At 58.9% G+C, this 19,404-nt stretch carries 18 protein-coding genes; 14 read left to right on the top strand and 4 right to left on the bottom strand.

Annotation, left to right across the window (positions count from 1 at the left end; translation table 11 throughout):
- The first annotated feature begins 95 nt into the window (after window positions 1-95).
- Window positions 96-1,709 (top strand): carboxylesterase family protein, encoded by a 1,614-nt coding sequence (locus Q0106_RS10310; RefSeq protein ID WP_297612478.1) that lies wholly within the window; start codon window positions 96-98, stop codon window positions 1,707-1,709.
- A gap of 14 nt (window positions 1,710-1,723) precedes the next feature.
- On the opposite strand, the gene Q0106_RS10305 is transcribed toward Q0106_RS10310, so the two are convergent.
- Both Q0106_RS10305 and Q0106_RS10300 read right to left on the bottom strand, forming a co-directional pair.
- Window positions 1,724-2,368, bottom strand: coding sequence for a response regulator (locus tag Q0106_RS10305; protein ID WP_297612475.1), 645 nt, complete (start codon window positions 2,366-2,368; stop codon window positions 1,724-1,726).
- Between the two features lie 19 nt (window positions 2,369-2,387).
- A complete protein-coding gene (locus Q0106_RS10300; RefSeq protein ID WP_297612473.1) occupies window positions 2,388-4,304 on the bottom strand; it encodes a sensor histidine kinase in 1,917 nt (638 codons plus the stop codon).
- A 203-nt stretch (window positions 4,305-4,507) separates the two neighbouring features.
- Between Q0106_RS10300 and Q0106_RS10295 the strand changes: the two genes are divergently transcribed.
- Genes Q0106_RS10295 through Q0106_RS10280 form a run of 4 tightly spaced genes read left to right on the top strand, consistent with a single transcriptional unit; the run spans window position 4,508 to window position 6,386 of the window.
- Window positions 4,508-4,993: a hypothetical protein gene (locus tag Q0106_RS10295; protein ID WP_297612471.1), complete on the top strand. Its 486-nt coding sequence runs from the start codon at window positions 4,508-4,510 to the stop codon at window positions 4,991-4,993.
- Between the two features lie 12 nt (window positions 4,994-5,005).
- The gene (locus Q0106_RS10290) at window positions 5,006-5,560 is read left to right on the top strand and encodes a hypothetical protein (protein ID WP_297612467.1); all 555 of its coding nucleotides are present in this window, start codon (window positions 5,006-5,008) and stop codon (window positions 5,558-5,560) included.
- Window positions 5,557-6,072: a hypothetical protein gene (locus tag Q0106_RS10285; protein WP_297612464.1), complete on the top strand. Its 516-nt coding sequence runs from the start codon at window positions 5,557-5,559 to the stop codon at window positions 6,070-6,072. Before Q0106_RS10290 ends, Q0106_RS10285 begins: the two co-directional genes overlap by 4 nt.
- A complete protein-coding gene (locus Q0106_RS10280; RefSeq protein WP_152158234.1) occupies window positions 6,072-6,386 on the top strand; it encodes a hypothetical protein in 315 nt (104 codons plus the stop codon). The genes Q0106_RS10285 and Q0106_RS10280 overlap by 1 nt, the downstream gene beginning before the upstream one ends.
- 64 nt (window positions 6,387-6,450) lie before the next feature.
- Here the strand turns inward: Q0106_RS10280 and Q0106_RS10275 are convergent, their stop codons facing one another.
- Window positions 6,451-7,395, bottom strand: a complete 945-nt coding sequence (locus Q0106_RS10275) for a DMT family transporter (protein ID WP_297612460.1) — start codon at window positions 7,393-7,395, stop codon at window positions 6,451-6,453.
- Between the two features lie 221 nt (window positions 7,396-7,616).
- On the opposite strand from Q0106_RS10275, the gene Q0106_RS10270 reads away from it, so the two are divergent.
- Both Q0106_RS10270 and Q0106_RS10265 read left to right on the top strand, forming a co-directional pair.
- Entirely contained in the window at window positions 7,617-7,778 is a 162-nt protein-coding gene (locus tag Q0106_RS10270) for a hypothetical protein (RefSeq protein WP_297612457.1), read from the top strand.
- Between the two features lie 103 nt (window positions 7,779-7,881).
- Window positions 7,882-8,439, top strand: coding sequence for a DNA-deoxyinosine glycosylase (locus tag Q0106_RS10265; RefSeq protein WP_297612455.1), 558 nt, complete (start codon window positions 7,882-7,884; stop codon window positions 8,437-8,439).
- 274 nt (window positions 8,440-8,713) lie between these two features.
- Here the strand turns inward: Q0106_RS10265 and Q0106_RS10260 are convergent, their stop codons facing one another.
- On the bottom strand, window positions 8,714-10,531 hold the full coding sequence (locus Q0106_RS10260; RefSeq protein WP_297612452.1) for an FAD-dependent oxidoreductase: 1,818 nt from the start codon (window positions 10,529-10,531) through the stop codon (window positions 8,714-8,716).
- Between the two features lie 659 nt (window positions 10,532-11,190).
- Between Q0106_RS10260 and Q0106_RS10255 the strand changes: the two genes are divergently transcribed.
- From Q0106_RS10255 to lpxB, 7 genes are all read left to right on the top strand, one after another.
- A complete protein-coding gene (locus tag Q0106_RS10255) occupies window positions 11,191-12,924 on the top strand; it encodes a hypothetical protein (protein WP_297612450.1) in 1,734 nt (577 codons plus the stop codon).
- Window positions 12,925-13,166: 242 nt separating this feature from the next.
- A complete protein-coding gene (locus Q0106_RS10250) occupies window positions 13,167-14,441 on the top strand; it encodes a M20/M25/M40 family metallo-hydrolase (RefSeq protein WP_152158967.1) in 1,275 nt (424 codons plus the stop codon).
- 232 nt (window positions 14,442-14,673) lie between these two features.
- Window positions 14,674-15,207 carry an OmpH family outer membrane protein gene (locus Q0106_RS10245; protein WP_297612447.1) on the top strand — a complete coding sequence of 178 codons (534 nt, stop codon included), beginning with the start codon at window positions 14,674-14,676 and terminating at the stop codon, window positions 15,205-15,207.
- A 57-nt stretch (window positions 15,208-15,264) separates the two neighbouring features.
- A complete protein-coding gene (gene lpxD / locus Q0106_RS10240; RefSeq protein ID WP_297612444.1) occupies window positions 15,265-16,368 on the top strand; it encodes a UDP-3-O-(3-hydroxymyristoyl)glucosamine N-acyltransferase in 1,104 nt (367 codons plus the stop codon).
- A gap of 103 nt (window positions 16,369-16,471) precedes the next feature.
- Window positions 16,472-16,951: a 3-hydroxyacyl-ACP dehydratase FabZ gene (gene fabZ, locus Q0106_RS10235; RefSeq protein WP_152158964.1), complete on the top strand. Its 480-nt coding sequence runs from the start codon at window positions 16,472-16,474 to the stop codon at window positions 16,949-16,951.
- Between the two features lie 333 nt (window positions 16,952-17,284).
- A complete protein-coding gene (gene lpxA / locus Q0106_RS10230; RefSeq protein ID WP_297612440.1) occupies window positions 17,285-18,073 on the top strand; it encodes an acyl-ACP--UDP-N-acetylglucosamine O-acyltransferase in 789 nt (262 codons plus the stop codon).
- 63 nt (window positions 18,074-18,136) lie between these two features.
- Window positions 18,137-19,318, top strand: a complete 1,182-nt coding sequence (gene lpxB / locus Q0106_RS10225; protein WP_297612437.1) for a lipid-A-disaccharide synthase — start codon at window positions 18,137-18,139, stop codon at window positions 19,316-19,318.
- Window positions 19,319-19,404 lie beyond the last annotated feature (86 nt).

Genomic DNA, 19,404 nt, shown 5'->3' with positions numbered 1-19,404 from the left:
GGAATCGCCGCTCTTCGTAGGATGAATCAACCGAAGAACGCTTCCCTGCCGCCCGACCATGGGAGGGAAGCTGATACGCCGAAAGGAGGAGAAAGATGCAAAGAAGGAATTTCATTCAAAAGGCCGCCCTGAGCGCAGCAGTCGTTTCTGCCGGAGGGCTCGCCGGCTGTGCGGCGAAGGTGGAGGAAAAGGCGCCCGCCGGACTCCCGGAAGGGGCTTCCGTTTCAAGCCTCGCTGCTGCTCCCGCCGGAACCTTCCGCGGCTACATCCCGCAGGAGTCGCCTGCCGTACGGGTCTACCGCGGCATTCCCTTCATCAAAAATCCCTATGAACCCGTGCGCCGGTTCCTGAAGCCCGAACCCATGGAGAAGCTCCCCGGCATTACGGACTGCTTCCGTCCGGGCTCCATTCCGCTTCAGCCGGGGACGCCGGGAAAAGGCCCGAAGATGGTCGGGGGCGACGGCCCCCTTACGCTCAACATCTGGGCGCCGAAGGAGGGGACCAACCACCCCGTGATGGTCTGGGTGCCGGGCGGCGGATCGATCCGCTGCAATCCCAACGATCCGCGCTTTGACGGAACGGCCTTTGCCGAAGACGGCGTCGTGCTCGTCACGATCGCCTACCGCGTCAATGTGGACGGCTTCCTCAGGCTCGAGGGAGGAGACTCGAACCTCGGAAACCGCGACATCATCGCGGGGCTCGAGTGGGTGAAGAAGAACATCAGCGCCTTCGGCGGCGACCCCGCGAAAATCATTGCCTTCGGGCAGTCTGCGGGCGGCACGCACCTCGTTGACGTCATTGCGTCGCCTCTCGCAAAGGGGCTTCTTGCGGGCGCAATCATTCAGAGCCCGTCCGCGATTGCGCAGTGGACGAACGACCGTCAGGCCGACCGGGCGGCGAAGCTCGTGGCGGATGCCGTCGGCGCAGAGCCCACGCGCGAATCGATGATGAAGGTTCCGTTTGAAGACCTTGCCGCCTTCGGGCCCCTTGCCGGAAAGCTCGCGGGCGACCGCGAATGGGCGCAGATGACGGACGGGAACACCTCGCTCTTCAAGGGCTGGGTGGACGGCGACCAGATGCCGATGCGCCCGATCGAGGCGCTCCGGCGCGGCGCCGCGCAGGGACTTCACGTCATTGCGGGCTCGATGGCGTCCGAATGGCGCCACTACATCGTCCCGAACGGACAGATTTCGAAGGTGAATGAAAAGGCGGTTGAGAAGCTCCTCGAAGGCGCCAATCTGCCGAAGGATCTGAGCCGGCTCTATAAGGATGCCGGCAGGGGCGAGAAGCCCGGCGACCGCTTCGCGCAGATTCAAAGCGACATCATCTTCCGGATGCCGGCGCTTCGCCTTACCGAAGCTTTGGCTGCAGGCGGCGCCCAGGTCTGGTCCTGCAGCTTCGACTGGAAGAGCCCGGTGAAGGGAAAGACGGGCGAGCCGATCGGCGCGGCGCATTCGAACGACGTGCCTTTTGTCTTTAAGACTCTGAAGGCGCCGCGCTCGGTGCAGTCGCTTGGGCAAAATCCTCCCGAGGCGCTCTCCGGCTTCATCCACGGCGCGTGGGTGAGATTTGCAAAGACGGGGAACCCGGGCTGGACGCGCTTCGACTTCCATGAGCGCAAGGCCATGCGCTTTGATGCCGAGTGCGGCGAGGTTTCGGATCCGTGGGCCTTTGAGCGGAGCATCATGCCGCTTCCGCCCGTAAGGTGATCTTCTTTTAGCCTTCACACCTCAAGGATCGCGCGGATGTCTCCGCGCAGATCCTTGAGCTGCCGGAAGCTGTGAATGCCGAACTTCCGGTAGATCGTCACGCGGTGTCCCTGCACCGTTCTCAGACTGATCTGAAGCCGTTCGGCAATCTTTCTCACGTGCTCCTCGTCAAGAAGATGGAGGAGCACTTCTTTTTGCCGGTCGGTGAGTTCCGAGAGCGCCTTCCGGATTTCCTCGGTTCCGGGCGCATGAGAAGCCTCAAGCACGCTTTCCCGTGCGGCCGCAGTGAGGGATGAGAGGAGCCGGTCCGGATTTACGGGCTTCTGCAGAAAGTCCCTCGCGCCCCGCCGCATGGCGTCGACCGCCGCGTCGACGCTCGCGTGCCCGGTAATGAAGATGACGGGAAGCGAATAGCCTCGTTCCATCATTTCGATCTGAAGGTCGAGTCCGTTCATGCCGCCCATTTCGATGTCAAGGAGCAGCACGCCCGGCATGGACGGCTGGTCGTTCACGAGGAATTCCTGCGCGCCCGGGTAGGCACGCGTCCGCCAGCCTTCGATTTCGAGCATGAGGGAAAGCGTTTCGCGGATTTCCGCATCGTCGTCGACAATGCGGATCAGGGACTCTTTCTGGAGTGCTTCGATGTTTTCGGGGATCATCGCGCTTCGAATAGCCTCGTTAAGGATGGGTTGAAGTCAAAGGGGCGGAAGGAGAGCCCGGGTCGGGACCGTTCACGGGAAGCTTTACGCGCATGACGATGACGCTCGCGCCTTCGGATCCTTCATGCGCTTTGCCGGGTTCCCCGCCCGCCGCCTTCTCTGATGCGCCGCATTTTCCGCTCTCCCACGAGAAGACGCCGCCGTGCGCATGCACGATCGACTGCACGATGAGGAGCCCGAGTCCAAGGCCGTCGGGCCGGGGCTGCCCCGGCGTACCTTCCTGAGGAGCTTCGCCGAGGGAGGATTGAGCCTTGCGGATGAGGACGCGGTCGGCAAAGGGGGATCCCTGGATGCTTTTACCGAGGTTTTTGACCTCAATCACCGCATCGTCGCCGTCGGCTTTAAGAGAGGCCGTAACCCGGCGGTCGAGCGCAGCGGAAGCGGCGTTCTTGAGAAGGTTCAGAATGAGGATCGAAAGTTCAAGCTGATCCCCCCGGACGACGACGGCGGGTGGTGCGTCAAGGACGAGTTCTGTCCCCGGGTTGAGGCGCCTCACGGAGTCCGCAACTTCGCTGAGGAGCCCCGAGAGGTCGACCTCAGAATTGCGCCGGATCGGCGACTTGGCGTAGCGCCTCACGCGCGTGAGAATTGCTTCGGCGAGCGAAAGATCCTCGGCGATCTTTTCCGAGCACCGCCGGATGAGGTCGCGGTTGAGGGCTTCCTTTCCCGAGAGCGTTTTGAGCGTCCTCGCAAGATATCCGATGCTCGTGAGGGGCTGCGCCATCTCGTGCGCATAGATGCAGGAGAGTTCGTTCACGACCCCGAGCTGAAGAAGCTTTTCAGATTGTTCTGCGGCGCCGAGCGCCTTCCTGTGAAGGAGCGCCTCGCGCCCGAGCGCCGCCTGGAGTTCCGCCGTGCGCTTCTTGACGAGCTTTTCGACGCTCAGCCAGTGAAGGACCCAGAAGAAGAGTGCCGTCAGAGCAAGGGCAAACCAGGGCCAGTAATGAAGGAAGAACCCCTTGAGGGTCCATTCGTCGAGATAGGCGTAGGGGCCGGTTTTGAGGAGCCGGAAGACGTCGTTCACGGACTTGAAGTCGGTGGCAACGGACCAACGGTAGCCTCCGGCGCCCGAGGGCGGCTGCGTGAGAAGCGCCCGTGAAATGGCTTCTGCCGAGGCTGGGTGAAGCGACGTCGTGGCGGCAACCGTCCATCCGGGATAGAGCGGCGTTGAAACGGCGCAGCTGATCGGGGCATCCTTCACGGGTTCGACCACTTTGAGACGCCCACGGAGCTCCGGCATTTTCTTCAGAAGACTTTCCAGAATGCAGGCGCGCACCAGCCCGACATCGGCGTCGCCCGAAGCCACCCGGCGGAGCACTTCAGGCAGGTCGTTCCCGGTGAAGTCGAGGCGCGAGAAGAATCGGCCGGGGTCGTAGCCGCGGCGGGCAATTTCTGCCATGCCGATCTGATAAGCCATGAAGTTCTGCGGATTGGGCGCTGCGGCGCTTCTTCCATGAAGATCGTCGAGCGTGAGATCCTGAGGCTCTTCGGCGCGCACGATGAAGCTTCCGCCCACGCAGCGGTTGGGATCGGGAAAGTCGTTGGAAACGAGCGTCGCAAGGTCCTTCACGCCCTGGTGCCAAAGTTCGACGAAAAATCCGGAACTCGAGAGGAAGGCGTCGACGCGCCCCTCCCTGACGGCAGCCTGGAGGCCGAGGATGTCGTAGACCTCGACGGAGAAGTCGATCCCGGGACAGGCTTCCCGGAGATAATCGATCGTTCTCTCCTGCACGTTGTCGCGCCGGTCGCCGTAGGTCGCTTCCTGCTCAATGTTGAGAAGGCCGAAATGGACGCTTTCCCGGGGTTCGGCATGCGCAATGCCGGCGAGCGCAAGAACCGCTGCAGCGAATATGAGGATGGGGAGGCGAGGACGCATCGGGCATTAGAGAGAGCGGGCGGGAGACCTCACAGAGGATAGCCGACTTAAGGCGCAGGGAGGCGGTTTTGCATAAAGGAGGTCCTTTTCGCGCAGCCGCCCGGATGTGGCTCCGCCGCGCCTTCCTATAATGCGTGAAAGAACCCGCGGGCACTAGGCTGCCGCGGGCTTTAAGCCCCTGTTTTCTACCGGTACGATTCCCGATGACCGAACAACTTTCTGAGGGTGCGCTGCAGGTGCGCCCGAGTCTTTCTGATCCTTCAGCGGCGGCGGAGCTTTTCAGCTGCGCCGCCTCCGACTTTCTTCATGCGATCTACTTCTCCCGGTCCGCAGATACCGAGGAGCGCGTGTCGCAGATCGTTTTCGGACTTGCCGCGCTTTTTGAGGAAAAGAGCGGAATCGTGGAGCTTCCTGCCGGATTTACGATTGCCGGCGCCGCGAAGCGCCTGAAACCCTTTCTTTCGAAGCGCCTCAACGCCATGGAGCCCGAGGATAGGGCAATATTCGAGGATGACGCCGCAGTCGTGACGCTTGCCGTCAATGCCTTCTTCGAGGAGCTTCTTGTCAGGGCTGACGCCTGGCTTGAACTGAAGGGCGGCGTGATGAATGAGGAGGCGCTTCACGATTTTCTCGCTTCCTCCGTCATTCACGACTGGATGCTCGGCTGGGCAAAACGGATACTCGGCTAAAGGAAAAAAGTTATGTCAGGAAATGCCAACGAGGTGGCGGCTCAGGCCCGCTCACAGCTCAAAGGGGAAAAGGCCGCAATCGGCGCGGAAGAATTCAGAACGTTTCTTGCGGGCATCGTGACGGGCGTTCTCGAGCACGTCCTTGATGTGAGAAGCGGGAAGCTGAAGCCCGAGGAGGCGTCGGAACTGGACGACGCCACCGTGCGCACGCTCGCGCAGATCCTGATGGACGAGCATGAGAAGATCCATCTGGATCTGAAGGGCTGCGGCCCGAAGCCCGGACCAGAACTCGTCGATGAAATCAAGAGAAACCTCCCCGCGCTTTTCCGCGATCTTCCGGAGGGAACGGATGCGGGGAACCCCCGTGCGCTCATGGTGCATGCGGCGAGAGTGTTCCTCAGGGAAATTTATTCCATGATCCGGAGCGCCGCCAAAGAGGGCGACGAGCTTTCGGTCGAGTCGCTCAGGATCCGCATCGACCGCGTGGCGGCCGTCTGGGCGGAAAGGTTCTTAGGCGACTCGCTCGGCGAAGCCCCCTCAAGGACGGACGAAGGAGAAGCGCGATGAAGTGCGGTACCTGCCGCCCGGGAAGAGGCTGCTGCAGCGACTTTTCCTCCCGCTCGGAGCAGCTTCCGAGCCTCGGAGCCATCGACATTGTGGACGGGATCTTCCGTCAGGCGCTGAGAAACCTCGCCAAGCGCCTCGCGGCCGTGAGCGCGGGCGAAATGACGGGCGACGAATTGAATGCCGCGAATGAAAAGCTCGTCCTCTGGCTCGGCGCCGTCTTTTCCGGAAGAAGCCGTCATTTCGACATCGTCGACCCCTGGCATCCGGAAGGGCTCGCCGAGGAGCTCATGCGCATTTTCGGCCGGCAGATTTCCGTTCTTCCCACAATGACGGACGAAGAGGTGATTGCCGAGGCCGGACGGCTCTTCGTGCGCGAGGGCGAAGGCATTCTGACGGCGGCGCTTGAGGCAGGGTATCCCGCATCGAGCGCGGCGGAAATCGAGCCCGCTGTGATTCTGGCCGCGCGCTGGGCCAACCTTTTTGCGGGCGCGCTCGCCGAAGAGGAGGCCTGATGGGAGGAGAGCTCAGAAACGAGGCCCAGGCTCAGATTGAGGCGCGCCTGAAGGAAGAGGCGCTCGCACGCATTTTTCACGGGCTCTCGCCCGAAGCCATGAGGACGCTCCGGGCGGTGGCTGAGATGAGAAACCGCTCTCCCCAGGACGTGCTGCGCGACGAGCTTGAGGGCTACATCCTCGACAAGCTCCCGATCGTCGACGTGGAAGGCATCATTGCCTCCATGGGACGGAGCTTCTATCAGCTCGGGTTCGCCCTCGGCACCGCGAAGCGCTTCATCCACAACTGGAACCGCTCGACGGGCGGGGAATGAAAAAGAGGCCTCCCTGGCGCATTGCCAATGGAGGCCTCATGATTTTTGACTGAAAGACGTCCGGTCAGAGCTTCATTTCGCGCGGGCGCTCTGCTTCCGAGGCGCCTGGAGCCCTGCGGTCGCTTTCAAGCCGCGCGACCTTTTTCTGCAGCCTCACCACGGACATCGTCTGAAGGAGCACCGAAAGACCGATGCAGAAGAGCCCGAAGTAGAAGGAGGGACCGAGATCTCGTCCTTCCTGGAAGATGATCATCGCGAGGATGATCGAATAGACGGGTTCAAGGTTGTAGGTGAGGTTCACCGTAAAGGCCGAAATCTTTTCGAGCGCCTGGATCTGCAGGAGGTACATGCCGAGCGTGCAGAAAGAGGCGAAGATCGAAAGATAGAGCCAGTCGATCCCGGAGGGGAGAAAATTCTCCGCGGGACCGAAATGGCGGTAGAAGGGCATGAGAATGAGGCAGGCGGCAAAGCCTCCTGCGAGCTGCCAGCTCATGACGGTGTCCGCACGGTACTTTGCCTTGTACTTTCTGAAGAAGACGGCGAGCGCGGCAGCTGCGGCGGCAGAGATGATGCCGAGAATGATGCCGAGCCGGTACTGGGTGTCGAAGTGGAAGATGAAGGAGATGCCGACGAGCGTCACGACCGAGAAGGCGATTTCCTTCAAGGATATCCTCGAGCGCGTGAGAATGGGCTCAATGATGGCGGTGAAGAACCCGATCGACGCGAAGGCGACGATCGCGATCGAGACGTTCGAAGCCTTGATCGACGCGTAGAAAAGCGTCCACTGCAGCATGAGAAGAGCCCCCACGAGCGCAATCCCGATGCGGTCCTTCGTCGGGACGAATTCCATTTTTTTGCGCAAGGCGAGCCAGCCCCAGAGAAGCGCGCCCGCGATCACGATGCGCCAGAAGACGATGAGGCCGGGCGAAAGGGAAATGAGCTTTCCGAAAATGCCTGTCCAGCCGGCAAGGAGGACGGAGAGATGGAGTTCAAGAAACGCTTTCTTCATGGGAAAACGACCCGGGGAAAAATGTCGAATGGAGGGAATCCGCCATCATATCGTCCTGTCTGCCCGGATATGGTGCGCTTTACGCACATGCTTGCTGAAGACCGTGGAAATATTTGGTCACGTCTCGCCGATTTGTGTTAAAACATGAATAGATAGAGATGAAAGTTGATTCCGTATTTCAACCCGGATTGCCGGTACTCTTTGATGAGGGGGATTTCATCATGACAACGAATGCGACGAATACAGGCGGCCATGGTCCGAGACCGTGGGGAACCCTCATTCTCTTTGTTCTTTTCCTGATTCTTCTGGCCGTGGTCCTGATGGGGATGGGCTGGTGCATCGGCGGCGTCTGCGAAGTGGGCACCGATATGCTCCTTCCCTGAAACTTGAGGGATTTCCTCAGCGAATCAAGGAACCTCAATATTCCGCCCGGAAAGTCGGACTGGCTTTCCGGGATTTGTTTTTTTTAAGAGGAGCGTTTTTCGGATGACCATTTCCACCGGGCCTTCCGTGCCGGAAGCGGGCCGGAGACTTTATGGATTCCCGCCTGCATCAGATGCGAATGCGCGCGTCCTCATCCTCGGCAGCATGCCGAGCGAAGCGTCGCTCAGAGCCGGCGCCTACTATGCGCACCCGAGAAACCGCTTCTGGCCGGTGATGGGCGAGCTCCTCGGCTTCGCGCCGGAGCTCCCTTATGCGGAACGGATCCAGGCGCTCAAGGACCACCGCATTGCGCTCTGGGACACTATCGGGAGCTGCGAACGCACGGGAAGCCTCGACTCGGCCATTCTGCAGCCGGAAGTGAATCCCCTCGGGGACTTCCTGGCCGCCCATTCCGGCATCAGACTTGTCTGCCTCAACGGCAGCATGAGCGAGAAGATGTGGCGGACATTTGCGCTTCCTCAGATCAACGAATCTCAAAGAGCATCGATCCGGGCGCTCAGGATGCCGTCAACGAGCCCCGCAAATGCACGCTGGCGCCTCGAGGATCTGGTCCGCGTCTGGGGAGAAGCTCTTCTTTCCATGTTGTCCCCAGGGTCATGAAGCTTTCAGGGTTATGCACAGGGAGAAATGGAGTTGCCTAAAATTTAGGCAATCAATATTTCGCTGAGGCACAAGGAAAGAAGAACTTATCCACAACTTTCTCCACTCAGAATGTGAAGAAAACTGAGGACAACTTTTTGTGAACAACTCTGTGCATAAGTTGTCGCAGGCTTGTGGAAAAATTCCAGGCGGGCTTTGGGCAAAGAAAACGGGCGCGGATTCTCAATCCCGCGCCCGTCTCTTAAAGCTTTAAGAAGTCTTTGAGGCCGGAGGATTACTTCCTGAGGGCTTCCTTCGCAGCCGCAGTGCCCGCTTCGCGGCCGGACTCATAGGCAATGAGAAGGCCGGTGCCCGGTTCATAGACGCGGTTGTAGAAGGCGCGGTTGGCCATTTCGCCCGTGGCCCAGAGGCCCTTCACCGGAGCCTTCTTCGCATTCAGCACTCGCCACGAACGGTCGGTAAGGACGCCTCCCATGGTGCCGCCGATCACGGGCTTCACCTTGACAGCATAGAAGGGAGCCTTCGTGAGGGGCGCGAAGTTCTCGGGGTCGCGCCCCATGACGGTGTCCTTGCCGAGCTTCGCATCGGCGTTGTACTTATCCATCGTCGCGCGCAGCTTCGCCTGAGGCGCGCCGATGCGCCGGGCGAGCTCTTCCCAGTTGTTGGCGTTCACGACCGTTTCGTAGCCGAAGTACGCCATGAGGCGGTTGGCCTTGTCGTGCTCGGTGCTGTCAAGCACAAGCCAGGCGTCGCGCTGCTCGGAAACGGCGTCAGCGAGGACCGGCAGGTCTTCCTTCACGAAGCGTTCGCCCTTTTCGTTGACGAGCGTGATGCCCTTCCAGCCGCGGGGACCGAGCATGGCGGGCGTCATCGGGGCATAGGCGGGGGCAATGCCGACGCCGATCAGCCAGCTGTCGTTGACTTCGCGGGCGCCCACGGATTCAGCGAGGGCAAGACCGTCGCCGGTATCGGTCTTCGCGGCCTTCGAGATTTCCGTGAAGGCGGCCCAGCGGGGCTGGCGCTGCGTGATCTTCAGAAGGTCGGCGCCGAAGCCGCCCGTCGCGAGAACGACGGCGCGGGCATGGAATTCAAAGCGGTTCTTGCCGTCGGCAGCGGAAACGCCGGCGATGGAGCCGTTCTTATCCGTAATGAGCTTCCAGGCAGAGGTGGAGGTGAGAACCTTGCCGCCCTTCTTTTCGACGTAGCTGAGAAGGGCTTCCGCCTGCGCTGCACCGGCGGGCTTGCCGGCTTCAGAGGCGGCCGGAATGAGCGCATAGGCGCCGATGCCGTCCGCGGCGACCGGGTTGGCGGAGAACTTAAGGCCGACGTTTTTCGTGAGCCAGGCGACCGTGTCGGCGCTCTGCTTCACGAGCGCTTCAACGCGCGCCTTGTCGGGATAGCCCGGGACGCCGCCTCTCACGGAGCGCTTCTGGTCCTCGAGCCAGAGCTTGGCGAGACCGGCGGGATCAGCCGGGGTGCCGGAGGCCTTCTGGATGTCCGTGCCGGCAGCGGCAAGGACGCCGTTCGAAAGCGCAAGGGAGCCGCCCGCCTGAGGCGCTTTTTCGAGCACGACGACCTTCGCGCCCGCTTCAGCGGCAGCGGCCGCTGCGGCAAGGCCCGAGGCGCCCGCGCCGATCACGACGACGTCAGCCTTCGGAGCATCGGCGAGCGGGAGCTTCGCCGGATCGATGACGACGGGATCAGGCGTCCATTCGGAGCTTACGCCCCCCGCGGCTTCAACCGCTTCGCCGATGGCGCGAAGGAGCGCGCCCGTTGAACGGGTGGCGCCCGAGACGGTATCCACGCGCAGCGTCTGGTCCTTCAGCACCTTGCTGATCACCTGCTTCATCGGTTCGTCGACGATGTAGGGCGTTTCATCGCTCTTCACGATCTTCACCGCTTCAATGCGGTCGGCGGAAAGCTTGACCTCAACCTCCATAAAGCCGTTGTGGGCAACGACCTTCTGCGTGTAGACGCCCGGCTTCATCGGAGTCATTTCAGCCGCGAGCGCGAGATCCGCAAGGGTGAACGAGGAAAGAACGGCCGAGGCAAGGAGCGTCTGCCGGAGCACTTTGGAGGAAATTGCTTTCAATTCTGGTCTCCGAAATATTTCAAGGGATCTGCGGGGCGCGGGGGTTTGGATGCGCGCGCTGGGCGCAATGATTTGAGGCTAAAGCTTGTCAGACTGCCCTTAAATCCGACTGAAAAATTGGAGAAAGCAATCTTGCACGGCTCGTCATTAGGTCTGCGGTCCTTGGGTGTCCTTCTTCGCTTGAACGCCGGAGGATTCAAAGCCTCTGCGTAAGAAAAGGGATGAGCATGGTGGCGGGTTGTGACGCTGTAGATCCAGTGCTGTTCTTTCTTCAATGCAAGGTGTTAATCGTCAGGCGAATGCGAGTGCAAGATAACCCGGAAGGATGCCGTTTTCCTTTGAAGATTCCTGAAAAGACGTTTTGCGCTGCAGGTTGAGATTTGCTCGTAATGAATGAAAGACATCTCGCCCCGGTTTATCTAGAAAACAAATGTTGTTTTTGAGCAATCTGCAGCTTTCGTTATAGTTCGTTTTGCGATATTTTATGACGTTGAGGCACTTAAAGTAATGCAGCCTCGAAGTCAAATTTGCGAAGCACAATGTTCTCTCGAGGAATTTTAGGGGAAAGCGCTGAAAAATACCCCTTTAATGCAATCCTTTGTTGTGTGATGAATCAAATTGAATTATTCATTTAATAATTGATTATCCAAGAAATAGAAATGAATAAATTATATTTTGCAATTGCCGCAGCCCTGATCTCCTCTTCCACGAATGCTTCTCTTCCTTTTAATGAGCTCGACGACTCATCTATGAGAAGCATGGTGGCAATGAACTATTGTTCGTATTCGCTTTCTGTTATTCAGCATTACAGGAATAGAGTACTGCTTGATAATCAGTATGATGAAATTATAAATAATATAAATCTAAAAAATATACCTGATAATGAAACGATTAATGTTATTCAGCAGGTTCTTGACGGATTGACGGCTTTTCGTTTGAACGAAATGGAAAAGGATTTACTTCGTCAAGATGCGTTGGAGAAAAAGCAAATTGCCATGTTTAATACCCTTAAAATAGGGAGCCAGACAGTATTGGCTATAGGTACTGGGGGAGCTACTTTATTAAATCCTTCATCAAGCGGCAATATCATGTCTTTAGCAGGACAAGTTTTTGATACGGTTGAATCGTATAATAATGTGCTTGCGGCAGATTCTCGCGCAAAGGAAGGGGAATATAACATTGCACGAGAGGAGCTCCAGAAAATCAATGAGCTGAGCAAAAGTTTTCTGGAAAAATATTGGAATCTTCTTAGGTCTTCTGATTTAAGCGATTCATATCGCGTCACTCAAAAAGATCTGGATCTGCTTTTGGAAACAGCTTCGGAAAGCGTCATGATTGCTCGGTATCAAAGACTAAGGCTGAATGAGAGCAGACTGCAGTTTATCCCGGAGTACTGGTCTTATCGCGGCAGTGCTGCTTTTGCCTTATGGCAGGCAAAGAAAGACAAGGATTTGGCTGACGATATTAAATACTGTCTTGAGCAGTATTCCTTTTTCAAAGGATTTTTAAGAATCGATCCGTTTGAAGCGGAACTGAAGATGTATCGAATCACCTCTGGTGAACTTCCCGAGGCTGAGGCGATGCGATTAGTGGATGAAATTCTGCAGGTATACCCGGATGAGCCGACGAAAATACTTTTCGGCGGGTTGACGGCTATACAGTATGGTGATTTCGACAGGGCGGCCAGGCTTCTTCAACTTAATATCGACCTCGGGCAGCTTGAAATTATATCCCGGACTTTATTGGCGGGAATCCTTGACGGGAGAAAAAATGAAAGTGAGTTGACGAAGATGCTTGAAGATGTGCTCAATAAAGAATCTGCATCAAATCAAGAGATTCTCTACTTAATGAGCAGATTTAAGCCTCAGGAAAAATTCATTACACGCTTCATTCCGGAAATTAATAATATTCAGCTGTCGGTTGATCATAGTCTTTATGGAGAAGATGGTCTGACATTGTCTTTGCCCTATCGATGGGCTTTTGATGCCGATAGTCAAAATAAAGCCACAATCGATATCGAAGGACAGCATTTTGAAGCTACTGAGCAGAATTTATCGGAAGATGGCAAGAGTTATTTGGTGAGCTTCAAGAAGGTCGCTAAGGAAAAAGAACTTCTGTCACATAAGGAAAACAAGGTCATATTGCATATACCAACAACCTACTTTCCTGTTACTCTGAAGGGAGATATTTCCTCTGTTGACATTATTGATAATGGAAAAATTACAAAGATAAAATCTTTTATCAGTACAAAAAATCCGTTTGGCGATAAGGAAAAAGCTAAACCAGAGGAAAGCATGAAGTCCGTGCTTCAGTTCAATCTTCGGGAAATTTGCAGCGGAGAGGCTTGCTTCGAAAAGCGCAGCAACGTTTTTTTCGCAGCCAAGCAGAAGTAATGGCATTTTGACTGCTTAGGCTCAACACCCTTGTCGAGCCCGGAGAGCTCTGCGATGTTGAAAATCTCAGTGAAAGCGGCAACTAATTAAAACATCTTAGCCGCGCTATGATCCCTATGCGCCGGAGAGGCGGCCGATCGGCTCTTCTCCGGCTGAATGCAAATTCAAGCGGATCCTGTCTGCGGAGCCAATCAGGCTCTGCGCGCAGGAACGGCCAACTTTATTTTCAGGAGCATGCCCCCATGGCAACCAAAGATCGTGTGCCTCAACTTGAACCCAAGATGATCGAGCAGATCGAGAAGCTCTCGTCGATGCCTGCCGTCAAGGCGGCTTTCGACATCTGCGCTCAAGAAGTCGAGCGCGCCATGGCCGAACAGGTCCGCATTTCCGAAATCGAATCCCCGACCTTTGCGGAAAAGGTTCGCGGCGAAGCGATCATGGAGCTCATGAAGGCCTATGGCCTGAAGGACGTCGTGATGGATCCCTCGGGGAACGTCGTCGGCCGTCGTCCGGGGAAGGACAATGGTCCGGTGCTCGCGATTGCCGCGCACCTCGATACGGTCTTCCCGGCCGGCACCAACCTCAAGGTGACGAAGGAGGGCCCGATCTACCGTGGTCCCGGCATCGGCGACAACGCTTCGGGTCTGCGTTCGATGCTCCAGGTCCTGCGCGCGCTCGAAGGCGCGAAGATTGAAACGGCGGGCGACATTCTCTTTGTCGGCACCGTCGGCGAAGAAGGCAACGGCGACATCCGCGGCGCCAAGGCCCTTTTTGACGGCTCAAGGAAGATCGACGGCTTCATGGCGCTCGACATGGCCGACGTCTACACTGTGCAGAACGGCGCCACCGGCGCGCACCGCTGGCGCATCGCGATCGAGGGCCAGGGCGGCCACTCCTACATCGACTACGCGAAGGTGCCTTCCGCCATTCACGCCATGTGCCGCGCGGGCAATATCATCGCTGACTTCGATCCGCCCGAAAATCCGAAGACCACCTTCACGATCGGCACGATCAAGGGCGGCACGACCGTCAATACGATTGCCGCGCGCTGCGAGGTGGACGTCGACATGCGCTCCGTTGACCTCAAGGAGCTCGAGGACCTCGAGGCGCGCGTTCTTGCCGCCTTCGAAAAGGGCGTTGAGCTTGAAAACGCCCGCTGGCCCAAGGCCGATGCCGAGCATCAGCTGCGCCTCGTGAAGACCCAGATCGGCAACCGTCCGGCGGGCCAGCAGCCCGACGACTCCCCCGTCGTGCAGGCGGCCCTCTGCGCCATGCAGAAGATGGGCCTCGAAGTGAAGCAGTGCCGCTCCTCCTCGACCGATGCCAATAAGCCGATCTCGATCGGCGTTCCGTCGGTCTGCATCGGCACGGGCGGCGTTACCCACAACGAGCACAGCCTCAAGGAATTCTTCGATTCAACCGAGATGGAAAAGGGTCCGCAGCTCGCCACCCTCGTGACGCTCGCAATGGTGGGCGTTGCCGGCGAAGCCGCTCCCATGCTTCCGAAGCTCGCCTGATCGGGGTGATTCCCGGCGGAAGCGCTCGGGAGAGCGCTTCCCCGGAAACCGCAGCAGCCACCCAAACGCTCCGAATCGTCTCTCCGGCGCTTCGGAGCGTTTCTTTTCGGGAGCGGCGAAAAGCGTTGCTAAAATCCGTTTTCATGAGCCTGTCCTGCCGCTCAATATTGAAAGCGGATTTATGGCGGCAGAGCTTCAAACACTTTTTTCCTGTGAGATAAAAGGAATCGTCATGCGCTCACTTCGCGTCTGCTTTGCAGCCCTCTCGGCTGCCACGCTCCTTGCGGCCGGCGCCGCAACGGCTGCCGACCTCAGGATCGGCGTCGTCAATATGGAGCGCATTCTTCGCGAATCCAAAACGGCCATCGAGGCGAGCGATCGCCTCAATGCCGAAGGGCAGCGCCGGCAGGAGGAAATCGAGGGGATCAGCCGGCGCTTCAAGGCCCGGCTCGAGCGCTTTGAAAAGGATGCCCCCTCCATGACGGAATCCGAGCGCGTGCAGGAGCGCCGGTCGCTCGCTGAAATGGAGCGCGACGTGACGCGCAGAAGCCGCGAGGCGCGCGAGGAATTCAATCAGCGCCGCAACGAAGAGGTGCTGCTTCTGCAGAACCGAGCGGGCCGCGTGGTCCAGGACCTCGCGAAGAAGGAGCAGTTCGATCTCGTGCTCTATGAATTCTTTTATGCGAGCGACCGCGTCGATCTCACAAGCCGCGTGATCGAAGCGCTTGACCGGGACATTACTGCCGGAAAGACGGCAAAGAAGTAAGCCTCCCGGAACTGAAGAGCGCTCCCGCAGGGACACTAATTTTTGTAAGGACAAGTCATGTCACAGAATCAGCCTATCAGCCTCGCCGAACTGATTGAAAAAGTCGGTACGCTGTCGAAGGGGCGTCTTTCCATGCGCATTTCGGGCGCCGACGTGAAGGTGGGCCGCTTCATGCCGCCCAGGGACGCGCACGAGGAGGACCTCAGCTTCCTTACCGACCCGCGCTATGCGGCCGAGATGAAGGAAAGCCGCGCCGGAGCGCTCGTTCTTCGCGAAAAGGATTCAAAGGCGATTTTCGGCGATGAGCTCCCCGCCCGCACGATTCTCATCTGCGACGATCCGTATGCCTTCTTTGCCTATGCGTCTCAGATCTTTTATCCCGTGAAGCGCAATCCCGGCATTCATCCGCGCGCTTACGTCGAGGAGGGCGCTGAGGTGGATCCGACGGCGACGGTCGAGGTTTTCGCCGTCATCAAAAAGGGCGCGAAGATCGGCCCGCGCGCCCTCATTTCGTCGGGCGTCGTCGTGGGAGAAAACGCATCGGTCGGCGCCGACACCATCATCTACCCCAATGCCGTTCTTTATGAAGGCACTGTCGTGGGCGACGGCGGCTGCATTCAGTCGGGCGCTGTTCTCGGCGGCGACGGCTTCGGCTTCGCGCCCTTCCGCGGCGAATGGGTGAAGATCCCGCAGCGCGGCCGTACGGTGCTCGGCAATGATGTCGAGATCGGCGCCAATACGACGGTCGACCGCGGCGCGCTCGAGGACACGGTCATCGGCGAAGGCACGAAGCTCGACAACCAGATTCAGATCGGCCACAACGACCGCATCGGCCGCCACTGCGTGATGGCCTCCTGCGTCGGCATTGCAGGCTCCACCAAGGTGGGCGACCACGTCATGATCGGCGGCGCGGCGATGATCAACGGCCACATCGAAATCCCGTCCGGCTCCGGCATCGGGCCCGCCACCGCCATTACCGGCTGGGGGACGGAACCCACGCAGCTCACGGGCTTCTTCCCGGCCCTCACAAAGCGCGAATTCACGATGGCCGCGGCGATTACGGCGCGGCTTCCTGAAATGCGCAGGGAACTGAAGCGCCTTGAAAAGGAAGTTGAAAGCCTGCGCGCGCTAATCCGAAAGGAAGAAGCGCAGGAAAGCTGATTCGAGCGACAATTCCATTCCGCCGCAGGCTATCTGGTTCCAATCCGATCTGCCTGCGGCTTTTTCCCTTAAAGCAACCCCAACTGAGAGACAAGTCAGAGCCATGCCGAAGAGCCTCAACATTCTGGACATCATGGAGCAGCTGCCCCACCGGTATCCGTTTCTCCTGATTGACCGCGTTGTCGAGCTCTCCGATGAACTCGACCGCGTCGTGGCGATCAAGAACGTCACGATGAACGAGCCGCAGTTCACCGGACACTTCCCCCAGGCTCCGGTGATGCCGGGCGTTCTCATCATTGAAGCGATGGCCCAGGCCTGCGCCATCATCGCGCTTGCGCGCCTCCCGAAGGATGTGGATCCGAAGAAGTGCCTCTTCTACTTTGCCGGCATCGACAACGCCCGCTTCAAGCGCATCGTTCAGCCGGGCGACCAGCTCGTGATCGAAGGGAAGTTCCTGAAGGCGAAGCTCGGGATGGGCATTTTCGAAGCCGTCGCCCGCGTGGACGGTAAGGTTGCGGCCTCGGCGAGCATGATGTGCGCCTACCGTCCTGCTCCTCAGCAGACTGCTCCGGCAGCGGAATAACTTTCAACCTCCGGACGAGGCGGCTTGAGGTCCTTTGAAAGGACGGACAGCCCGGGACAGAAGGCGGAACGGGAATATGCGTCTTAAGCGCATAGCTCCTTCCGCCTTTTCTTTTGTCTCTCAGATTTAGCCTTTTGCTTCCATTCCGAAACGCCCTGCGCCGGGACGTATAAAATCCCTCAGGCAAGCTCGGAGGGGATTGCGCTCGAAATGCGCCGTCCTCTTATCGGCGCATGCGCTTTTGTCGCGGACCGCGGGGAGAGCAGTAATTAAGCTCATCCAAATTTCCGGCTGAGACAATTGCAGCATGGCTCCAAAGGAACTTCTATAGAAATGACACAGATTCATCCCAGCGCCATTGTTGCTCCCGAAGCTGAAATCGCCGACGACGTCGTCATCGGCCCCTTCTGCCTTGTCGGGCCCAAAGTGAAGATCGGCGCCGGCACAGTGCTTCGCAGCCACGTCGTGGTTGAGGGCAGCACCGTTCTCGGCGAGCGCAATGTGGTCTATGCAGGCGCAAGCATCGGCTGTCACCCGCAGGACAAGAAGTACCGCGGCGAAGACACGCGCCTCGTTGTGGGCGACGACAACGTGATCCGCGAAAACTGCACGATGTCGATCGGTACGACGCAGGATGAAGGCCTCACCACGGTCGGAAGCCGCAACCTCTTCATGGCGAACGCCCACGTGGCGCACGACTGCCATGTCGGCAACGACGTGATCCTCGCCAACAATGTCGCTCTTGGCGGCCACGTGCGCGTCGACGATCACGCTATTCTCGGCGGCCAGGCGGCCGTGCACCAGTTCTGCCGCGTCGGCGCCTACGCCATGGTCGGGGGCGCCTCGGGGGTTCTCCAGGATGTGCCTCCCTATGTGATTTCGCACCTGAATCCCTGCCGCGTCGCGGGCCTCAACATTGTGGGCCTGAGGCGTGCGGGCTTCACCGATGAGCAGATCCGGGCGCTCAGAAAGGCCTACGGCCACTTCTACCGCGAGAATCTCACGGTGAAGGAGGCGGCCGTGAAGATTGAGGCCCTCAAGGCGGACTTCCCCGGCGCCGTCAATGAGCTCGATCACTTCCTTACCTTCGTTACGACGAGTCCGCGCGGCGTCATCCGCTGATTCTGAAGGCGAAAAGAATTCTCCCCGACCCCGATACAACAAAACTGGCAGGAGACCAAAAACATGGGCACTCATCGTCCGAATCCGACTCTTGAAACCAACGGCATCATCTGGCTTGCGGGCGAAGCGAGCGGCGACTACATCGCGAGCCTCGCCCTCCCTGAGGTCGAGAAGCGCTTCGAGGACTCCGCGCAGTACGGCGTGGGCGGCCCGCGCATGCGTGCGGCAGGGTTTCATGCCTGGCACGACATCCGCGAACTCTCCGTCAGAGGCTACGTTGAGGTTCTTTCTCACCTGCCGCGTCTTCTGAGGCTTCGCTCTGAACTCGTGAAGAAGTTCGCCGCCTCGAATCCGCGCGTCTTCGTGGGCGTCGATGCCCCGGACTTCAATCTCGGGATCGAGCAGCAGCTTCGCCGCCGCGGCATCCCGACCGTGCATTACGTGAGCCCCTCCATCTGGGCCTGGCGCCCCGAGCGGATTCACCAGATCCGTCGTGCGGTCGACCACATGCTCCTCGTCTTCCCCTTTGAGGAAGAGATCTACCGCCGCGCCGGGATCGACGCGACCTATGTGGGGCACCCGCTCGCCTCCGTCATTCCGATGGAGCCCGATACCATTGGAGCGCGCCGCGACTACGGCCTCACGGAAGACACGCTCCCGGTCGTCACGATCATGCCGGGCTCGAGGCTCGACGAAGTGAAGGGATGCGCCCCGGCCTTCTTCGGCGCCGTGGAAAAGCTCCTTCACCGCTACGGCGACATGCATGTGCTGATTCCCGCTGCCGACGAGGAAGCGCGCGAGCGCATCATCTTCATTGTCGGCCAGTACGCGCGTCTTGCGCAGCGCATGATCGTCCGGATCGGCGAAAGCCACCGCATGATTGAAGCGGCCGACGCCGTGCTCGTTGCCTCCGGCACCGCCACGCTCGAGTGCGCGCTCTACAAGAAGCCGATGGTCGTGGGCTACAGCATGCCGGCGCTCACCGGCATGATCATGCAGAAGAAGGCCTTGATTCGCCACGTGTCGCTCCCCAACATTCTGATGGGCGAGAGCGTGGTGCCGGAGTTCCTGCAGTATTACTGCCGCGCCGACCAGATCTCCTGGGCGCTTGAGGATGCGCTTGAAAATGACGCGAAGAAGAAGGAGCTCGCTGAGCGCTTCACGAAGCTTCATGAGGCTTTGAAGCGCGATACGAGCGCGCTTGTTGCGGACGTGCTCGAAAAGCGCGCGCTTCGCCGCTGGTAAGGCGCTGCAGGTTATTTTTCCGATAGGCGTGTCGAACCCGGTTGCCGGGCCCGGCACGCCGTTTTGATTTTTTGGGGAATGTGCTT

Source organism: uncultured Sutterella sp., from assembly GCF_937923675.1.
In the GTDB taxonomy this organism is placed as follows: Bacteria; Pseudomonadota; Gammaproteobacteria; order Burkholderiales; family Burkholderiaceae_F; genus Sutterella.
The sequence above is the reverse complement of the archived record's forward strand: the minus strand, read 5'-3'. Positions and strand labels throughout refer to the sequence as shown.